Source organism: Raineya sp., from assembly GCF_053497555.1.
Genome location: NZ_JBRCWE010000069.1, coordinates 44,083 through 61,968, shown reverse-complemented (window position 1 = coordinate 61,968; position 17,886 = coordinate 44,083). Strand labels below are relative to the sequence as shown.

The window sequence follows — 17,886 nt, the reverse complement described above, 5'->3', positions numbered from 1 at the left end:
AGTTGCTTCTTCAATTGTAGAGGGTTCTCGGTAAAATTCGCTTACCACGCCTATTCCAACTATTCTGCTCCAACCTTTGTCAATCCGTATAGAGCTTTCTACTTCCTCGTTAGGAATACCTGTAAAAGTAAAGTTTAAGGCTTGTATCTTCTCAACTTTGTCAAAATGTTTCAACATATTTCAAAAGGTTAGATTTTGTAAAAAAGGGGGCTTTGCCCCCTTTTTTAGGAGCTTAGCGAGGTAGGGTAGCTGTTCCACGCAATTTAATCATTGCGATAGTGTTCGCAGGCACACCACTGGCGTCTTGGAACTCTAACGTTGCGGTAAGGACTTCATTGCCAAGCAAAAATTTGGGGTTGTCCAAGCGAATAACGTGTTCTTGGTCAGTCGTATACGCCAAATTTACTGCATAAAAGCTATTTACGGGCAAGTGGCGGGTGATGATACGATTGTTGCAAGAAACATTCAAAAAAGCATTTCTCAAACTTGGAAAAGCTGAAACACTTTGAAAGTTTGCATCCAAAATAGCGGCATCCGTCAAAGGAGCTGTAAAGTTAGCCGCAAGCAAACCGATTTCAGACACAATCATATTGAAGTCCTTTTCGGTGCGTCCATTGTTCAAGGTATGAATACCCGCTTTATAAACTTGGTCGCTGGTAAAGAAATCTATACTTCTTTTCCCCGCACCCGCAGGAACCTCAACTACGCTGATAATTTCGTAATCTACTGCTTGCAGTTCTCCTTTTTTGATTTTTTCCACTACTCCTTTTTCCAAGCGGTCAGAGTATTTGAAAAAATCCTCACGACTACCACGACTTGCGGTTCTTTGGTTCTCGGCGATTTTATTTACGCCCGCGGCTATCAAGCTAAAAATTTGCTTGTCATCAAGTTTGCCTGCAAGTTGCATAACACCTGCAAGACCTGCCATTAGCCCTTGCTCGTTTTTTTCGTCAATCATAGTTTTTTAGTTTGAGTTTTAAGTTTTATGTTTGATTTTGTTTGGGTTGCTGTTCTTTAGGTTGCTCTTTGGCTTCTTTTTTTAGTAAAGCCCAAGCAATTATTACAGTACCACCAGCTATGAGCAAAACTTCTAACCAATGCACTTTTCGCTTTCTTTCGGCACTATCGGTTTTTACAGATAGCTGTGTTTTGCTGTTTTTAGATACTATTTCTGGCTGTATTGTTTCCGTAGAAGTAGAACTTGCTTGTATTTGTTTTGCATTTACATTTGTCTTTTTATCCGTTTCCGTTTGAGGCTCTACGGTAAGAGCGTATGTTTTATCCGTTTCCGTTTGAGGCTCTACGGTAAGAGCGTATGAAGGTTTGCTTTGCGTCTGTGCAAAAACATCAGCTTTTTCTATTTCTTGCACCATTTCACTTGCAAAGTCATCTATTTGCTTAACGCTTAAAACAAGCTCATTGGCAAAATTATCGTTCATATTAAAAACTCTCATACACCTCTTTTCGCTTTGCGTTTTACTTGTTTTACACCATTCAAAACACCACTTACTTCTTTACTTTTTCTTGTAGCGTAAATAATACCTGCCACTAAACCTGCCACAATCAAGCCACTGCCTATAAGAATAATTGTTTTATTCTTTTGCCAAAAACTTTCTTTGGTAGGTGTGCTTTCTTTTGGGTTATCTGTGTTTTCTATTTTATTTAATACAGGCAAATTTTCAGTAGAGGTGTTTTTCTCCGGATCAGTTACACTTCTTGCATTTGCAACTGGTGTAACTGGTACCGCTATACGATTTTTTGCCGTATTGATAGCGTCTATTACGCTTTGAAAATAAGCGGGCTGGTCTTTTGTAAGCAAATTGTAAGTAGCTCTATTGGCTGAAAACCATTCTTTACTACCTTGCAAATCAGCTGTATTCATTGCTGAAATTTGCTCTTGTGTAAAAAATCCGTTATTTAAGCCTTCCTTTACAAACTCTCCTACATATTCAGCTAAATCCAAGCTATTGTTATTTTGAGCGTTGCCGTCTCCAAAACCATAGCCGTAGTTGTAGCCTTCTGCTTCTGCTTTGCTTGAAATATCGGCAAGGTAAGTGGAAAATCCTTTTTGTTGTACATATTGTTTGATTACTTCCTTATCAAGCAAATCTTTTTGCAAGCCTGTCATTTTCGCTACAAAACCTGCAAGCCTGTCGGAAACTGTATTGAAAACTCTATCTTTGATAGAACTCAATAGGTTGCCTAAATTGTTTGTTTGCATAGGTGTTTGCTCTACAAAAGCCACATACTCCTGTATGCTTTCGGGCAAATCTCCCTCAAACAATTCGGCAACACTTTCAGTGCTTTCATCATCTATACCTTGCAAATATTCCAGTTGCATAATTATTTTTCTTGTGTTGATGATTTCTTACGGAAAGCAAATAAACCTAAACCAATAAGTGCCACAGCTCCTACTCCCAAACCTACCCAAAGCATTGTGTTGTTTTCCTTGGGTGCATTTGCACTTGTAGATGTTGTTGAACTTGTACTTGTATTAGATGAAGTACGAGCCATAGCCATTTGAGCCTCTTGTGCTTTTTGTTGAGCCTCTTGTGCTTTTTGTTGTCTTTTGGCTTCTATTTGTCTTTCCAAATCTGCTTTGCGTCTTTGAAAATCAGCCTCATCTCTTTGTGCCTGTTCTTTGAGCTGGTTGATTTGCCTTTCGGCACTTGCTTTAAGGCTTTCAAACTCTGCTTGTACGGCTTTTAGCTCGTTTTCAGCCTTTTCTTTGCGTACAGCGTGTGCGGCAAATATGTCTCTCAAAAAACCTAAATCTTGCTCTTGATAGGCCAAGGTATCCAATTCACCAAAACCATTTATTAGCTCCAATACGTCCTTATCTTGTGTCATAGTTAGATAGAATTTAAGACTTGCATTAGTTGATTAAGCTCGTTTTCGTAATTCTGTTTGGCTTGTGCCACCATTTGACGCATTTGCTCAATTTCTTGTGGCACTTGTGTTTTGAGAGCTTGCAATCTACCTTTTGCTTCTGATCGCAATTGTGTGAAAGAATAAAAATGAGTAGGTCCACTTTGTATAGAAGAATGAGGGCTTTTTTGCCAAAAGAAAAGAAATATTTGATAAAATCTAAAACACTAATGTCTTCAGACGCAAGATTTATACTCTATAATCTTGGTTATGAAGAAAAAGAAGTAGAAAGATTTGTAGAAAGTTTGTTTGAGTAGTCAAGATTTCAGCAACTTAATTTCCTTTCTCAAAAACTTTTCATACTGACGCAACATAAATTCATAGAGAGGTGTAAGCTCATCATCTTTTCGGCTTTTTTCCAAAGCCTCAATGTATTCCATTCGGTTTTCTAAAAAAACAATAGACAAAGGCAAATTGAAATAGGCTTGTATGTAGTTCATCAGCAGGCGAGAGGTTCTGCCGTTGCCATCGGCAAAAGGGTGTATGCTCACAAAATCAAAATGTGCTTTGAAAGAAAGCAACAATTTTTTTTCTGTGCTTCTTGCCTTTTTTAGCTCTTGACTTGTTTGCTCACAAAAATCTTTCAGCAATTTAGGTAGCTTTTTGTAGTCAGGGAAAGTTCTATTGCCAGCCCTGACCGAAAATAACCGTAATTCGCCTTTGCTACTATCAAAATCGCCTAATGCCGTAAAATAAGTTTTTCCTGTATTTTGCATTACTTTGGCATTGATTTGCTGTATGAAATCTACCGTGATTGGCTTTTTTTCTTTGGCGGTTTCTAAAACGAACATTAAGGCTTTGTGGTGGTCAGATACCATTAGTTGATGTTCAAAAGGCTTTTTACTACCCATTCCATACTCCAACAAGTTGATAACCTCTTTCTCTTTAAGCGTGCTTCCTTCTATGCTTGTAGAGTGATGTGTAATCGCATAGTAGCTGTATTTTTCCACATCTATAAAATTTTTGGAAAGCCTTTTGTATTCCTGCATTAACGAATGAACCCTCTTAAAATCCATACCCAAACGTAATTTTTGACAAAACTATTCAATTTTTTCAATAATTTTTAGAAATTCATCAAAGCTATAACTAACGAATATGCCTTTTTTCTCTTTTACATGAGGAAAACCTCTGTTTTGACGTGTGGAGCGATTTTTTACATTATCGCTTACCCGAAAAATCAGCCGAAAATCAGCCTGAAATCACTTATTTAATACCAATAAATCAGTCAAATTTATTTGCAAAATATCGCTGTAAGCAGTTTCAGCAAATAAAATTTCTTTACCTTTTTTATAGTATTTTCGCCAAAGATTTTTTCGGTAATTGTACAAAAAAACTTCTTGATGTTTATACCTACCTATTAAACTCTCCTTAATTTTCCAAATGGTTTCACTGCTCCAAATCTTTTCTATTTCCACCGAAACCAAAACTTTTTCAGTTTCAATATCTACAAAAGTAACATCAGGGACTTTTTCGCAAGTAGGCTTATTGTTTGCCGTGCCTTCCTGGAAAGCCTCAATCCTTTCAAACTTTGTAAGCAAGTAAAAATTTATGACAATGTTTCTTGCAAACTGCTGATGAGAAACGGCAGGACGTGCCATTCCTATACCTTGCAAATCGTAACCCATAAGATTTATTTTTTTTGTACAAAAGTAAGAAAGTTTTGAGATTCTTCATTTTTTTGAAAAAATCAATAAAAAAGTGTTCTTGAAAATTGCACTTTTTTTATTTTTGTCTATTTGTTGAAAATTATGTAGTAGCCGTATTTCGTAAATTTACACCTTTCAATGCGTTTGGAACTTCTTACATATTTAAGGCTTTGAAGGGCTTTGCCTAAAAGAATTGTAAAACTCTTTTGGTTCAGTTTCTACCTCTAAAAAACCACATAAGTCTTTTATGTAGTCTTTTTCAGGAAAATGCAAACTTTCAAAGTAGCTCAAAAAAGGGTTAAAATCAGGAACAAAACTGCTTTTCAAAATGATTTTCAAGAAGTTTTCACGGATATTTATCCCCGCAACTCTTAATTCTTTGAAAATATCCTCAAAACTTATCACTTCAAATTTATTTTCGCCTTTAAGACTTATTTCAACCTCAAAAGTAATGGTATTTCGCCGTAAGTCGTATTTTTCGGTAAGATACCTTTCGGTAAGGCTAAAAATATCATTCTTTTCTTTTGCCATAGTTCCAAGTATATTTTCCGTGTTCGTGTAAGTTTTTGGTATAAGCACTTTTTACACTTGCCCGAATTTCGGCAATAGTGTAAGTAGTTTCTTGAAAACGGATTGAAGCCAAGCGTAAGCAAACGTCTTGGGGTACAATAGCTTATATTTGTTTGAAACCCTTCGCTACTATCCAAGCAAAGCAGAGAAGTGAAAATATCTTGCAAGTAAGCGGAAATGCCTATGGCTTCTAACTTTTGCTAAACATATTTTTGAAAGGTTTTTAGCAAAGTTGTTGCAAAAGTCGGAAATAATTAGTTTTGATTATTGGGATTGGGAGATTCAAATTCTATGATGAAACAATCTTTTAGCATTTGTCCTTTATTGTTTTTTGCCAGTAATACCTCATCTGGGTTGATGAAATCTCCTGAAAAGTTAAAATTAGGATCCATAATTAGAATTTTTCCTGTCCTGTCCAGTTTCCCAATCATAGTACCAATTTTTCTTGACCCCTCCTCTTTATCAAAACTTACCAAACCTTGTGGAATAATCTGTACAACACCTAAAAAATCAGGCTTTTTCAGCAGGAATGTATCAGGTTTTAGCTGATCAAAGTCAAAATAAGCAACTGTACGGATGTAAATATTTTCGCCAGAATCTACGAGCTTTTGAAGTATGTCATCGCTGTTGGTGCTAATAAGGTGAGCAATTTTCTCATATTCAAATTCTTTGAAGTCATCTGGGGTTACCCAAATAAACCAAGGTATAAGCCCTTTGGTATCAGCCGAATGCTTTATTTTTATGTACTTTTTAATTAAAAGACGGTGTTTTTCCTGAACAGGAAATGTTTTGGCATATCCCCCCTCTATACCTTTCAAAAATCCCAAGTAATCTACCCGCCTTTTATTGAAAAAACACATTATCGCCTCATACTTAACTCCCCAAGAGGTTTCAGAATACAATTTAAATTCAAGTATGTCCTTGCCATCTTTATAGGAAGCAATCACCTTATAGCGATTGTCCTTACAACCAAAAAGAAGCGATACAATACCTAAAATGTTAATCCAAAACTTTGACATTTTACAGAAATCATTTATTAGTCCCTTAAAAAGTAGTTTTGAATTTAGATTGAAAAAAATTTTGGGAAAAAGTGAAAATTTTTGAACGAAAAGAGACTTAATCTTGTAAGTTTTTGTAAACCTTACAGGGTTTCCAACGTTTGCCTAACATATTTTGGCTAGGTTTTTTGCAAATATACTAAATTTCTTGCTAATTTCTACCATATTTTTTACCATTTTGAGCATATCTATCCATTAACATTTGATAGTTTTTAAGGGACTACTAAAACACACAAGTCCTTGAATGATGTTTTCAAGGACTTTTATTGGTATAAAGCTAAATGACTACTTTACCCTCTCCATATACTCACCTGTGAGTGTATTCACACGGATAAGTTCGCCTTCATTCACAAACAAAGGAACGCTAATGGTTGCCCCTGTTTCCAAAGTGGCAGGTTTGAGTGTTTTGGTAGCAGTATCGCCCTTTACACCCGGTTCGGTATAAGTTACTAAAAGCTCTACCGAAGCGGGTAATTCTACCAAAATAGGGGTATTGGTGTCATCAAAACTCACCTTCACCGTAGCACCCTCTTTCAAAAATTGTATGCCTTCGCCAAATGCAACCTCAGGAATATAGACTTGGTCATAGGTTTCATTATCCATACATACCAAATTTTCTCCATCACGGTACGAATACATCATTTCCTTCACCTCTACCCTTACAATATCTACGGTTTCATCAGGACGAAAACGATTTTCAGCAAGTTTACCATTCTTAACATTTCGCATTTTCATCTGATAAAAAGCTCGCAAGTTACCCGGAGTGCGATGTTCTAACTCTATTACTTGCATAATTTCGCCATTGAAGCGAATAAAATTTCCACGAGATACATCTGATGCTTTTGCCATAAGGTTTTTAATTTTTGGGTGCAAATTTAGTTTTTTTTCAAAACAATCCAAAAACAAAAAACCTTGAAGTAAGGGCTTCAAGGCTTTTTGTTTGAATGACAAAATGTTTATTCATTTTCAGCAGGAGGTGGAGCAGAAGTTTTATCCTTTCCGCCAAAATTTACCATCAGAGTTACACGGAAAGTATCAGTAAGCGGATTAGTACGTTTGAAAGGTATCATATAGGCTACATCTAAACCGAAAACATTGTATCTTGCTCCCAAGCCAATAGTAGCATACTTTCTATCACCTTTATTTTTGTGTTCCATTGCAAGTCCCAAGCGTCCCATAAACATATCGTTATACACGTATTCTGCCCCAAAGTTCATCATAAACTCTTGTAGCTCTTCTCTGATACCATCGGGAGCATCGCCAAAAGAGGAAAACAGACCACTTAGAAGTCCTATATCACGAGGCAAGCGATTGGGCGAAGGAGTAGGCACCATAAGTTTATTCAAATCCAAAGCGGCAGTAATTTTGTTGAGTTCATCTAATTTGAGCGTACCCGAACCTCCCAAACGTAAGTTGGTAGGTAGAAAATCTCTTTGGTTATCCCCTGTATAAGAGATTTTTGCTCCCAAGTTTGTGATAGCGGCTCCCACAGCAAAATCAAATTCTGTACCTGATAAATTTAAACCTTGTTTTTGGTAAAAAGCTCCAATATCCACGCCTCCCGAATTACCCGGCTTGGCTTGTCCTGTGGCACCATTGCCCGTGAAAAAGAGGTTAGCAATATTACTATGCACCCAAAACGCTCCAATAGATAAGCTCAAATTTTCGGTAAGTTTGCGAGAGTAATGAGAACGAATGGAAAACTCACGAGGGCGATAATCTCCCATTGGGTTACCAAAGTTATCTGTAAAATTTATATCGCCCATATCAAAGTAGGTCATTCCCAAAGATACAGCTTCTTTGTCCGAAAATTTGTAATAGCCCGCTAGATGTGAAATTGCCATATCATTGACAAGCCGACGCAACCAGGGCGTATAAGACAAGGCAACTCCATACTCCTTATCAACAAAAGCAAGTTTAGCAGGATTCCAGTGCGTAGCAAAAGCATCAGGCGAAGTGGCTACCCCTACATCACCCATACCTGCGGCACGAGCATCAGAAGGAATAAGCAGAAAAGGCACTGCCGTAGTAATAGGACGGCGAAGCGAATCAAATATCTGACCCGTAGTTGGCGAACCTTGTGCAAAAGATTTTGTTAAGCATACGATGCTGGCAAGCAAAGCCAAGCAGAAAATACCTATTCTTTTCATTTGAACTTGAAGTTTAGTAAAAAATTTTACAAAAATACAAAAATTGCGTAAAATTTTTACATAGGCAGGCTTTTTTTGTTTAGAAATTTCTCATCACTACGATTTTGCCCGTAGCCGTTGCTCTTTGGGCATCTTGAAGGCTACGCACCGAAAGGCGATAAATATACATTCCATTAGCAAATTTCGTGCCGTAGCCATTCAAATCTAATATAAATTTACTCACATTGGCATCGGCAGTAAAGATTTTATCCCTAAAAACTAACATTTTTTCGCCTTGCAAATTAAAAATTTCAAGCTCTACTTCCAAATCTTCGTTAAAACGATTGTGTTCAAAGCTAAATGTAGTCCTTTCGCTGAACGGATTGGGATAATTCATTACATTTTGCAAACGCAAACTCTTTGAGGAAGCTACAACAAACTCAATTTTAGTTTCCGAAGAGTTGTTGTAAGTATCCCAAGCCTTGAAAGTGAGTGTATAACGCCCTTCGGGCAAATTTCGGAACGGATACAACACCCTGCCACTTTGATAGCTATCCAAATCGGTAGTATAAAAATCATTCAAAATATAAGGTTTTTGAATGCTATCGTTCAGGTACGCTGTAATATCTTGCCCAATACCCGCCGAAGAAATGTTGATACCATTTTCATCATACAAATAAGCCAAAAGTAAGGGATTTTCATTCACTAAACCTCCATTCTTAAACGTAGTATCGTTCATAAAAAGCCTTATCCGAGGCGGCGTATTATCGGCAATAGGGTTAGGATTAGAACCTCCTATTACAATATCAGATTTGCCTGTTCCTGCATCTATCAAATTTTGCATATCGGAAGCATACAAACTAATTTTTCCATTGCCAAAGGCATAGTTAATATTTCGGGGCATTACAAATTGCAAACGGAAACGACCATTTTTCACGCTCACTCTGCCATTAAAAAGCCTTACATCTTGCATCAGAAAATTCATAGGCGAGGAACTTTGCGTGCCAAATGTAGTCTTGATACGAGGTTTATCCCACAAAGTAGCATTCAGGACACCATTAAAATTCGGCATAAGTACGTTATTTTCGTCTCTAATTTCGCCTTCCAAAATCACTCTATCCAAGGCTTTGAGGGTATCTTGCTCTATGGTAATATCTTTGCCGTTGAGGTGTGTAATCACGATATTTTTTTCGGGGTAAGCAAGTCGCATAGAAGGGTCGCCGAGCAGAGAAAAATTCCGATTGACCGAACCCGCAAGGCTATTGTTTTTAGTCAGTCGCATAATATCACCCAAACGAGGCATTTTGCCCGCAATCGGAGTAAAAATAAAATTGTAGAGCTGGTCGTTAAGAATAAAATTGGTACTTGAAAACACGGGACGTGTGGTTGTAATAAGAGCAATTGCCCCACGGTGGGGTTCTAAAATTGCTACCTCTGCCCCTGAAAGCGTTGTAGGCTCATCATATCTGCCAAACTCACAAGTTGCAGTAATCATCAAGGGCAGATAATTTCCATTGTTCCAAGTTTTGATGTCGGGTGTACGGAGAATTTCCTCTTGTGTCCAGCCTACTTCGCCGCCGTGTCCTGTGAAATTTACGACCAAAGCTCCTTTTTCAATAGCTTCTGTAAAGGCTCTTTTACATTCAGGGGAGCGTTCATTTCCGCCACTGCTCACTTGGGGATAGGCGTCTAAGTAAATCTTCTTTACATTGAAATTGGGATAATCATTTTCTACTTTTTGGGCAATTTTATCGGCATCTACTTGGTGCTGATTGGCGTCGCCATCATCTGCCACGAATACCACTTTTTTACGCCATTCTCCTAAATTTTCTTTTCGGTTTGCATAAGCAATGATTTTATCTACTACATTACGGGCTTGTTCAGTAGTTTGCACAGGCAGACGTCCTACACCTACATCAAGGGTGTGGTCAAAAGTTGGTACATTGCTGAACGTTTCTATCCATTCGCCTTCGCTATTTTCCATAAAACCGAAATAATCGTCAGAAGAGTAGCTAAAAATTGGGTGCAAAGACTCTCGTGATTCATAAATAGGAACAAAATTGGTGTTGTTGCTTACTCGGTCTTTGTAGTCGAAGGAAGCGGCACCAAAAAACAATACATACTGCAAGGTGTTTGGTGTTTTGAGATAAAGATAACGGATAAAATCTCGCAAAGCGGTAACATCTTGCCTACCCGATGAAAATTCATTGTAAATCTGAAAAATATCAGCCACAGCTACCGAAAAGCCATCGTTTGTGCGTCTGAATTGAGCCAGCCTTTCTGCCTCTTCTCTGAAATTAGGGTGCGTAATGATAAGCAAATTAGGGGTAGCCAAAGCTCGTAAATTTTGGTTAGGAATTTCGCCTACAAGCGTAGGAATAGGAAAATCAGCCCCCTGCCAAACGACAAACTCTTTCAAAACTCCACTCGTAGCCGCTCCAAAAGAGGCTTGTGAGCCTGAAAGCGTAAAAACTTGGTTTTTGGGTTCTAATGGATTGGTTATATCCCAAATTTGTGTGCCACTGCTCACATTGCCTACAATAAAATTGGAAGTAGGAAAAGCCATACTCTCTATGGAACGAAAAGCAGTTTGGTTGCCATACAACCTTAACTCTCTTTTACTTTGTGCTCCAAAGTAATTTAGATAACCACGTACATTTGAGCCTTGCAAAGCATAAGTAACTTTGAATTGAGGCAACGCAGGAATTTGATTGCTATTGAGCGAAAAAGTTGCCACATCAGGTATGCCTTTGGTGGAATAAGTTGCATCAAAAATAGGCGAAACATTTTGCGAGCCAATAGTTTGCCCGTTGATAGCCACCTGAAAACTTGCTACGTTGAAAGATTGATTTAGCACAGAAGAAGTAAATAGTATTGTAGAATTTGGCACAAGCCCTTCCAAAGTCGTTGAAATTTCTACACTTTGCCCTGCGTTCAGAAATTCACCATACCATTCGCGTCCCGAGCCACCTCTGCCGAGTTGGTTAAGAATATTGAAAAGGTCTTTTTCGTGATAGAAATAATTATCAAAAGTCGTAATATTTTGCGTAGCACTTACCGAAAGCTGATTTTGCACACGCAAACCCGCTGAATTTTTAATGGTCAGAAAGTAATAATTTTTATCATCATAAAGGTTTTTTTCGTGGCTAAAACGTTGTGTAATAGGATTGAAAAGGATTTTATCGGCACTTTGAGCATAAAAAAGAAGGTAGTCGTTGTTGTCCATTCGGTTATCTTCCTCCCCTATCACCATTATTGCATTTTCTTGCAAATCGCTAAGGCGGGGGCTGTTGTTGGGTTGGGGAAGCATACCACCACCATTGCCATAAATGGCTATATTCTTGGGATTGATTTGGGAAATATCTATGCCCCATTCGCGTAAATTTTGAGCCGTAATTTTATGGATACCTGTCTGCGATACGGCAATTTTATACCATTTGCCCGTACTCAAAACCGAATTTTGAGCCTGCAAGCTCAAACTAACGAAGCAACTCAAAAGTATTACTACGTATTTCATAGTTAATTTTTTCTTTTATTCTTTCAAAGTAAAAAAGGTAAATACCAACAAGCAAAAATAATTTTTTACTCTCCCCCTTTCATCAAAAATTTCAAGCGGATAACTTCTTGTTGGGTAAGATACCGCCACTTGCCACGAGGCAGGTCTTTTTTGGTAAGTCCCGCGTACATAGTGCGGTCAAGTTTGGTAACTTCATAACCCAGATGCTCAAACATACGCCTTACAATGCGATTTCTACCACTATGCAATTCCATACCCAGTACGATAGGCTCTAGCAAGGCAACCGCATCAGGTTTGATGAATCCATCTTCCAGCTCAAGCCCCTGCTCCAATTGCCTAAAATCTTCTTCGGTTATGGGTTTATCCAAAGTTATCTGATACACTTTTTTGATGTTAGACGAAGGGTGAGAGAGTTTTTTAGCAAGTTCGCCATCATTGGTAAGCAAAAGCAAACCCGTAGTATTTCTATCCAAACGCCCAACAGGGTAAATTCTCTCTGTGCAAGCATCTTTCACAAAATCCATTACGGTACGTCTTTCGTTTTCATCTTCGGTAGTAGTAATGCAATTTTTGGGCTTATTGAGCAAAACATATACGAATTTTTCTCTTTTCAGTAATTTACCCTGATAAGTTACTCTATCGTTGGGTTTTACCTGATAGCCCATTTCCGTAACTACCTTTCCATTTACCTTGATAGCCCCCTGCTTGATAAGTTCATCAGCCTCTCTGCGTGAGCAAACTCCTGCATTAGCAATAAACCGATTGAGCCGAATAGTAGATTTTGGCTCCTGAACCTCGCCCTTCTTGACATTTTTTTTCTTTTCCTTAAAATTTTTGAAATGATACGTAGGCGTTTGAATAGATTTGCTTTCCTCGTTTTTAGGCTTTTGCAAATACTTTTTACGAGGTGTTTCTTTGGGTGCTTCTCTTTTTTTTCTCATTTTTGCATTACATTGGAAATGCAAAGATAAGTTTTTATTTTGAGCTTGTCTAAAATATTTTGAACATAAGTCTTGGGGAGTAAAGAGTTCAAGAGTTCAGAGGTTCAAAGGTTCAAAGGTTCAAAGTTCAAGAGTTCAGAGGTTCAAAGGTTTAAGGTTCAAAACTTCAAACTTCAAACCCCAAACCTGCTATAAATTCTTTGTAAAACAAAACTCATCGGCTATGCAAATAGGATTTTTGGTTTTATTCTGGCTTGCAGTATCTGCTACTGGCTTTGCCCAACTCAACGAAAGCGATACAATGCGATTGCAGATGCGTTATAGGATAGGTGGCAACTGGCAAGAAGGAAATTTTGAAATTTTCACCCTTCGGGCTACGGCTGATTTATCTACGGTTATCAATAATTATGATTGGGTTTTCAAAACGCAAAATAACTATCTTTATCAAGAAGTTTTCAAAAAACGCGTAGATGAAGACTTTTTCAGCCGAAACTATCTCTATTACAAACCAATGAATAAGATTTACGGCTTTGTGATAGGTTTTGTTTCTACGAATTTTCGCCGAAAAATAGATGTACGCTATTCGGGTGGGGCAGGCTTTACTTGGCAGATTGTACGCAACCCCAAGCATACGCTCAAATTTGCCAATGGCTTGCTATACGAAGAAAGTTATTTTGCAGGTAACGAGTACAATATTTCTTTCTACAACGGTAGCAACTTTATTCCCGTTTGGCGTAGCTCGCATTGGCTTATTGGCAGACACGAAATTTTTGATAAAAAACTCATTTTCAATTACTATTGCTTTGTACAACCCGCTTTTGATAGAGCCGATAATTACCGCTATCAAATAGAAGCCAGTTTGGATATGCCTCTGCTCAAAGGTTTGAATATCAATATCAGTTACATTTACACCCACGAAAACGTCATTATCAGTGGCTTACGCAACTTTGACCAATTTTTTACCTATGGCATCTCGTATCAGTTTCGTAAAAGATAAAAAGCATAACCAAACATCAAAAAAAATTGAAAAATAATGGAAAAAGTACTCACTGACCAACTTATTCAAGAAACACTCTCATCTATCCACTCTATTTCAACAGAAACAGCAAGGAATTTACTGAAATGTACCAAAATTCTAAAACTCAAAAAAGGCGATTTTTTAGAAAAAGAAAAACAGCCCATTAGGAATGAATACATTGTTGTTGAAGGTATTGTTAGACTATTTTTATTGGACAAGAAAGGGAATGAATTTACCATAAACTTTTACCAATCAGGGCAACCTATTGCCCCAACCCTGCTGAGAAGTCTGAACTTTATCTCTTTTGTAAATATTCAAGTAATTAGCTCCAAGGCTTCTGTGATGATTTTTTCTAATGAATTGATGCAAAAACTAATGAATAAAAATCAAGATTTAGAAATATTCGGCTACAAAGTAATGATGATAGAGGCATTCAAGAAAGCTGAAAGAGAAAAAATACTGCTTACTGCCGATGGAATAGAAAAATTAGAGTGGCTTAGAGCCAATTACCCCAATCTTGAAAACGAAGTTCCTCATTATTATATTGCTTCATTTCTTGGTTTAACTCCCACTTCACTCAGCCGCCTGCGTTCTCAAAAATGCTAATGAAAATCATTTTATTTCTTGTCAAATGTAAATGAATTTTAAGTATGTGCTAATGATATTTGAGAAATTTTAGGTTTTTGAATTAGCACAAACTACCCAAAATCAATGATAATTGCCACTTACACTTATTCATTACTCACGTTTTTAGTCATTCTTTTTCAGGTGGCTCTCCTTTTGGGTATGCCTTGGGGCGAATATACGCTTGGTGGCAAATATCCCGGTAAATTACCCATTCAGGGGCGTTTTTTGGTAGTGTTTCAAATAGCTGTATTACTGATTTTCTGGTTTTTGGTCTTAGCCAAATCAGGAATTGCTTTTGAAACATACCAAGTCATTGGGAAATCGGGTATTTGGGTAGTAGTTGTATTTTTTGTATTGGGTTCAGTCGCAAATTTCATTACCAAAAGTAAAAAGGAACGAATGGTAATGTTTCCTACAAATGTGGTAATGTTGATTTGCAGTTTGATAGTAGCCGTTTCTTAATGTTCAAAGCAATGAAAAAATTCTCATACTTTACTATTCCAAAACAGGTAACAGCCAATTTATGGCAGAAAAATTAGCCAGAGAGTTAGATTGTCAAACAGCCCAAATCGCTCCACTATTCAAGAATATTTTGATTTTGTTTTTGATTTCAATGCTCAAATGGCGAGTTCCAATTCGGATAGTAGGCAATGTACGACTGGAGGATTATGAAGAAGTTATCCTTTTCGGTCCTGTATGGGGCGGGCTACTTATTTCACCTTTGCGAACAGCTATCTACAAGTGCATAAAAGCAAAAAAGAAGTTTCACTTTGCTCTCACTTGCGAAAGTAAAGAAGAAGACAAAGACGGAAAGTATGGCTATAATCACGTATTTGGCATGGTTGATATTTTTGCAGGGGAATGGGTATTGCAAAAAGCCGCTTTCTCAACCTCTTTGGTTAAAAACTATGTAGAACCAACAAGCGTAACGAGTGGAAAAGTGAAAATTACTGATGAAAATTATAGCGATGAATTGAGGAAAAAACTCCTTGATTTCACTAAAAGAATATTAGCAGGAAACGAAGCAAACCTAATCTCTTAAAACAAATGAATTTTATGGGCAAACTTAAACTGATCGCAGGGGCATTTGCCTTTATTTTACTTTTAGGTTGCCAAAAAATAGACCAAGTTGGCGTACTGGTGCCGCCTACGGTTGACCAAGACCGCAACTTACCCAGCGTAAGCGTAAAAGTAGCAGGCAAACAACGCCTTATTCACGTAAGAACGTTTGGTAATAGTAACAATCCTCCTTTGTTTATTCTGCACGGCAGTTTCACAGATACTCGACCCTATCGCAATATTTGCGAAGGTTTGGCAGATAAATACTATGTGGTAATTTGGGACCAGCGTGGCTGCGGGCTTTCTGAACGCATTACCGAAGAGGAATTTACTTTGGAAACAGCCGTAGAGGAAATCAATGCAATGAAAACTATCTACGCCCCAAACCAAAAAATAACTATTATTGGGCAATCTTGGGGCGGTGGATTAGCTACGCTTTATACTTCAAAAAATCCTGAAAAGGTAGAACAACTTTTGCTTATTGAGCCAATGCCCCTTACAGGCGAGGATATGCAAAAACTTTTCAAAACCATTGTGCAATTTGCCTATGATAATGGAACTTGGAATAATTTAGCAAGACACGGACAAGCCATAAGCCCCAAAGACCACGAGCAAATAGACTACCGAGCAATGATGATACTCCGTAGTACAATGACTTCGGGCTATCATTGCGATGGTAACAATCCCCCCCCTTGGCAGGTGCATCGTGTGGGCGGTTTTTTGGAATATGTACGCAACAAACGCTTGGGTAATCCGATGTCGGGCTTTACCTACAATTTTACCGAAGGTATCCGAAATTTTCAGGATAAAGTATTGATTTTAGGCGGCTCTTGCAGTTCGCTGGGGTATGCAATGCAAGTGCAATATTCTTTGCCACATTTTGCCAATGCCGAAGTGGTAGAAATCAAAGATGCAGGACACCGAATGAACATAGAAAAGCCTGCAGAGGTAATGACGGCTATTAAAAACTTTTTGAAAGAATATTGATGATGAGAACTTTTATTTTTCAGGTTGCTTGTATTATATTGCTTACAAAGCCCGTACTTGCCCAAAACTACTTCGGCTTGCTGAATACAGGTAAAAATACGGTCTCAATTGGAGTAAATGCCAATCCGAACCTAAATGCAAATACCGATTACTTGTTCAATTTTGAAAGCCCCAATCAATGGATAGAACGGTGGGGTTTGGTGGCACAAGCCAATTTCCCTTTATTTTCGCAAAAAGGCTTTGATTTTGATTTACGTTTGGGAGCAGGAACTTTGCTTAATCTTGCAGGAAATTTCAAAGCTATTTCGGGCATTAGTTGGAATTTTTCAAGAACAGCCGACATCAATGGCAGATACTTTCACTCGGGCTTCAAATTGGATATATTACCCGGCTTTTACAGCAATAAGTGGGTTTTTGCTACTCATTTGGCAATGCAATATCAACCTTGGCTACATATCAAGCATAGCGATTATGCCAAACAAACTTTTGAGGATTTGTATCCAAGTGGTAGCGGTCAGTATTCCAAGCCCAAAAATGGTTGGTTTTACCAAAATCATATCACTTTCCAAACAGGCATTGGTATTGCTTACTCTCAACCTAAATGGCACTTGAACCTAACCGCAGGTTTTCAGCACCAGCCTAATCAGCTTAGGATAGTTTCTCTTCCCGATATTGGCATAATGCCGTTTTATGGAGGAATAAATTTTGGATATTCAATCCAAAAAAATTGATTTTGAGCGACAACATCAGTTATAGTGATGTTGCCGCTTTTTACTAAATAAACACTCTATTAGAATTTAGTCATAATGGAATTTTCTTTGTTCAATTCCCAATTCTCGCCAAATTTCCTCCTCTCTTACTTCATTAAAAGGGTAAAATGTAACTATTTCACGGGTTTCTCTTCTCACAACTAACAAAGATTTTACCCGTTTCTTTTTCATTTTCATAAAACCAATAAACACCATATTTCTTTCGTTTCTGCGATTATACAAACCTATATCTACACAATTATCATAAAAATCTTTCAGACCTAAAACAATATCCTTGGCTGTAAATTCATCAGGAAACAGGGTATTCTTGTTTTTGTCTTTGTAATTGACAAAATACTTATTTGAATGTCGTGCCAGAATATGTCTCAAACCATATTCAGGCTCTGTACCTGCATATAAAATAGCCCTTCCAAATACTTCGTGTTCATAAATGAAAATGGTAGTTTTTTCCTCCAAATTAGCATTCAAGACTTTTTCAGCAGGATTACTGAAAAGAAATTTTGCTTCGTCAGCAAGCATTTGCCTGTTATCATAACCAACATACCCTACAAGCAAAGCTAAGGACAAAATAGAAACTGCATTTCTCATAATTTTGTGGGTTTTAGGTTTTTATTTTTTTAATCAATGTTATCGCTT

Annotated in this window: 21 protein-coding genes; 6 read left to right on the top strand and 15 right to left on the bottom strand. The window is 37.6% G+C overall.

Features of this window, described 5'->3' with window-relative positions:
- Nucleotides 1-232: 232 nt before the first annotated feature.
- The 14 genes from ACWITO_RS09450 to ACWITO_RS09385 all read right to left on the bottom strand — a co-directional run bounded on the left by ACWITO_RS09450 (nt 233) and on the right by ACWITO_RS09385 (nt 12,789).
- On the bottom strand, nt 233-958 hold the full coding sequence (locus ACWITO_RS09450; protein WP_448529746.1) for a hypothetical protein: 726 nt from the start codon (nt 956-958) through the stop codon (nt 233-235).
- 25 nt (nt 959-983) lie between these two features.
- The gene (locus ACWITO_RS09445) at nt 984-1,454 is read right to left on the bottom strand and encodes a hypothetical protein (protein WP_448529745.1); all 471 of its coding nucleotides are present in this window, start codon (nt 1,452-1,454) and stop codon (nt 984-986) included.
- Complete coding sequence (locus tag ACWITO_RS09440; protein ID WP_448529744.1) at nt 1,451-2,341, bottom strand: hypothetical protein; 891 nt, start codon at nt 2,339-2,341, stop codon at nt 1,451-1,453. The genes ACWITO_RS09445 and ACWITO_RS09440 overlap by 4 nt, the downstream gene beginning before the upstream one ends.
- A gap of 2 nt (nt 2,342-2,343) precedes the next feature.
- A complete protein-coding gene (locus ACWITO_RS09435; protein ID WP_448529743.1) occupies nt 2,344-2,850 on the bottom strand; it encodes an LPXTG cell wall anchor domain-containing protein in 507 nt (168 codons plus the stop codon).
- A 2-nt stretch (nt 2,851-2,852) separates the two neighbouring features.
- Nucleotides 2,853-2,975: a hypothetical protein gene (locus ACWITO_RS09430; RefSeq protein ID WP_448529742.1), complete on the bottom strand. Its 123-nt coding sequence runs from the start codon at nt 2,973-2,975 to the stop codon at nt 2,853-2,855.
- 210 nt (nt 2,976-3,185) lie between these two features.
- The gene (locus tag ACWITO_RS09425) at nt 3,186-3,944 is read right to left on the bottom strand and encodes a Fic family protein (RefSeq protein WP_448529741.1); all 759 of its coding nucleotides are present in this window, start codon (nt 3,942-3,944) and stop codon (nt 3,186-3,188) included.
- Between the two features lie 183 nt (nt 3,945-4,127).
- A complete protein-coding gene (locus tag ACWITO_RS09420) occupies nt 4,128-4,553 on the bottom strand; it encodes a hypothetical protein (protein WP_448529740.1) in 426 nt (141 codons plus the stop codon).
- Nucleotides 4,554-4,736: 183 nt separating this feature from the next.
- Nucleotides 4,737-5,105 (bottom strand): hypothetical protein, encoded by a 369-nt coding sequence (locus ACWITO_RS09415; RefSeq protein ID WP_448529739.1) that lies wholly within the window; start codon nt 5,103-5,105, stop codon nt 4,737-4,739.
- Nucleotides 5,086-5,217 (bottom strand): hypothetical protein, encoded by a 132-nt coding sequence (locus tag ACWITO_RS09410; RefSeq protein ID WP_448529738.1) that lies wholly within the window; start codon nt 5,215-5,217, stop codon nt 5,086-5,088. The genes ACWITO_RS09415 and ACWITO_RS09410 overlap by 20 nt, the downstream gene beginning before the upstream one ends.
- 181 nt (nt 5,218-5,398) lie before the next feature.
- Nucleotides 5,399-6,163: a hypothetical protein gene (locus ACWITO_RS09405; RefSeq protein ID WP_448529737.1), complete on the bottom strand. Its 765-nt coding sequence runs from the start codon at nt 6,161-6,163 to the stop codon at nt 5,399-5,401.
- A 324-nt stretch (nt 6,164-6,487) separates the two neighbouring features.
- On the bottom strand, nt 6,488-7,051 hold the full coding sequence (gene efp / locus ACWITO_RS09400; RefSeq protein WP_448529736.1) for an elongation factor P: 564 nt from the start codon (nt 7,049-7,051) through the stop codon (nt 6,488-6,490).
- A gap of 107 nt (nt 7,052-7,158) precedes the next feature.
- Nucleotides 7,159-8,352: a type IX secretion system outer membrane channel protein PorV gene (porV, locus tag ACWITO_RS09395; protein WP_448529735.1), complete on the bottom strand. Its 1,194-nt coding sequence runs from the start codon at nt 8,350-8,352 to the stop codon at nt 7,159-7,161.
- 79 nt (nt 8,353-8,431) lie between these two features.
- On the bottom strand, nt 8,432-11,848 hold the full coding sequence (gene porU, locus ACWITO_RS09390) for a type IX secretion system sortase PorU (RefSeq protein WP_448529734.1): 3,417 nt from the start codon (nt 11,846-11,848) through the stop codon (nt 8,432-8,434).
- Between the two features lie 65 nt (nt 11,849-11,913).
- Nucleotides 11,914-12,789: a pseudouridine synthase gene (locus tag ACWITO_RS09385; RefSeq protein ID WP_448529733.1), complete on the bottom strand. Its 876-nt coding sequence runs from the start codon at nt 12,787-12,789 to the stop codon at nt 11,914-11,916.
- Between the two features lie 223 nt (nt 12,790-13,012).
- On the opposite strand from ACWITO_RS09385, the gene ACWITO_RS09380 reads away from it, so the two are divergent.
- The 6 genes from ACWITO_RS09380 (at nt 13,013) to ACWITO_RS09355 (ending at nt 17,211) form a co-directional block, all read left to right on the top strand.
- Entirely contained in the window at nt 13,013-13,786 is a 774-nt protein-coding gene (locus tag ACWITO_RS09380) for a DUF481 domain-containing protein (RefSeq protein WP_448529732.1), read from the top strand.
- A gap of 36 nt (nt 13,787-13,822) precedes the next feature.
- Nucleotides 13,823-14,413 (top strand): Crp/Fnr family transcriptional regulator, encoded by a 591-nt coding sequence (locus tag ACWITO_RS09375; protein ID WP_448529731.1) that lies wholly within the window; start codon nt 13,823-13,825, stop codon nt 14,411-14,413.
- 105 nt (nt 14,414-14,518) lie between these two features.
- Nucleotides 14,519-14,896: a hypothetical protein gene (locus ACWITO_RS09370; RefSeq protein ID WP_448529730.1), complete on the top strand. Its 378-nt coding sequence runs from the start codon at nt 14,519-14,521 to the stop codon at nt 14,894-14,896.
- A 61-nt stretch (nt 14,897-14,957) separates the two neighbouring features.
- Complete coding sequence (locus ACWITO_RS09365; protein ID WP_448529729.1) at nt 14,958-15,476, top strand: hypothetical protein; 519 nt, start codon at nt 14,958-14,960, stop codon at nt 15,474-15,476.
- Between the two features lie 14 nt (nt 15,477-15,490).
- Complete coding sequence (locus tag ACWITO_RS09360; RefSeq protein WP_448529728.1) at nt 15,491-16,480, top strand: alpha/beta fold hydrolase; 990 nt, start codon at nt 15,491-15,493, stop codon at nt 16,478-16,480.
- A gap of 2 nt (nt 16,481-16,482) precedes the next feature.
- Nucleotides 16,483-17,211, top strand: coding sequence for a hypothetical protein (locus tag ACWITO_RS09355; protein WP_448529727.1), 729 nt, complete (start codon nt 16,483-16,485; stop codon nt 17,209-17,211).
- Between the two features lie 66 nt (nt 17,212-17,277).
- Here the strand turns inward: ACWITO_RS09355 and ACWITO_RS09350 are convergent, their stop codons facing one another.
- Nucleotides 17,278-17,838 carry a hypothetical protein gene (locus tag ACWITO_RS09350; protein WP_448529726.1) on the bottom strand — a complete coding sequence of 187 codons (561 nt, stop codon included), beginning with the start codon at nt 17,836-17,838 and terminating at the stop codon, nt 17,278-17,280.
- Nucleotides 17,839-17,886 lie beyond the last annotated feature (48 nt).

Excerpts from the sequence above, each read along its gene's own strand:
- ACWITO_RS09375 (WP_448529731.1), top strand. The coding sequence starts at position 13,823 with ATGGAAAAAGTACTCACTGACCAACTTATTCAAGAAACACTCTCATCT.
- ACWITO_RS09425 (WP_448529741.1), bottom strand. The coding sequence starts at position 3,944 with ATGGATTTTAAGAGGGTTCATTCGTTAATGCAGGAATACAAAAGGCTT.
- ACWITO_RS09405 (WP_448529737.1), bottom strand. The coding sequence starts at position 6,163 with ATGTCAAAGTTTTGGATTAACATTTTAGGTATTGTATCGCTTCTTTTT.
- efp (WP_448529736.1), bottom strand. The coding sequence starts at position 7,051 with ATGGCAAAAGCATCAGATGTATCTCGTGGAAATTTTATTCGCTTCAAT.
- ACWITO_RS09380 (WP_448529732.1), top strand. The coding sequence starts at position 13,013 with ATGCAAATAGGATTTTTGGTTTTATTCTGGCTTGCAGTATCTGCTACT.
- ACWITO_RS09415 (WP_448529739.1), bottom strand. The coding sequence starts at position 5,105 with ATGGCAAAAGAAAAGAATGATATTTTTAGCCTTACCGAAAGGTATCTT.
- porV (WP_448529735.1), bottom strand. The coding sequence starts at position 8,352 with ATGAAAAGAATAGGTATTTTCTGCTTGGCTTTGCTTGCCAGCATCGTA.
- ACWITO_RS09435 (WP_448529743.1), bottom strand. The coding sequence starts at position 2,850 with ATGACACAAGATAAGGACGTATTGGAGCTAATAAATGGTTTTGGTGAA.
- ACWITO_RS09370 (WP_448529730.1), top strand. The coding sequence starts at position 14,519 with ATGATAATTGCCACTTACACTTATTCATTACTCACGTTTTTAGTCATT.
- ACWITO_RS09420 (WP_448529740.1), bottom strand. The coding sequence starts at position 4,553 with ATGGGTTACGATTTGCAAGGTATAGGAATGGCACGTCCTGCCGTTTCT.
- ACWITO_RS09385 (WP_448529733.1), bottom strand. The coding sequence starts at position 12,789 with ATGAGAAAAAAAAGAGAAGCACCCAAAGAAACACCTCGTAAAAAGTAT.
- ACWITO_RS09445 (WP_448529745.1), bottom strand. The coding sequence starts at position 1,454 with ATGAGAGTTTTTAATATGAACGATAATTTTGCCAATGAGCTTGTTTTA.
- ACWITO_RS09365 (WP_448529729.1), top strand. The coding sequence starts at position 14,958 with ATGGCAGAAAAATTAGCCAGAGAGTTAGATTGTCAAACAGCCCAAATC.
- porU (WP_448529734.1), bottom strand. The coding sequence starts at position 11,848 with ATGAAATACGTAGTAATACTTTTGAGTTGCTTCGTTAGTTTGAGCTTG.
- ACWITO_RS09360 (WP_448529728.1), top strand. The coding sequence starts at position 15,491 with ATGGGCAAACTTAAACTGATCGCAGGGGCATTTGCCTTTATTTTACTT.
- ACWITO_RS09440 (WP_448529744.1), bottom strand. The coding sequence starts at position 2,341 with ATGCAACTGGAATATTTGCAAGGTATAGATGATGAAAGCACTGAAAGT.
- ACWITO_RS09355 (WP_448529727.1), top strand. The coding sequence starts at position 16,483 with ATGAGAACTTTTATTTTTCAGGTTGCTTGTATTATATTGCTTACAAAG.
- ACWITO_RS09450 (WP_448529746.1), bottom strand. The coding sequence starts at position 958 with ATGATTGACGAAAAAAACGAGCAAGGGCTAATGGCAGGTCTTGCAGGT.
- ACWITO_RS09350 (WP_448529726.1), bottom strand. The coding sequence starts at position 17,838 with ATGAGAAATGCAGTTTCTATTTTGTCCTTAGCTTTGCTTGTAGGGTAT.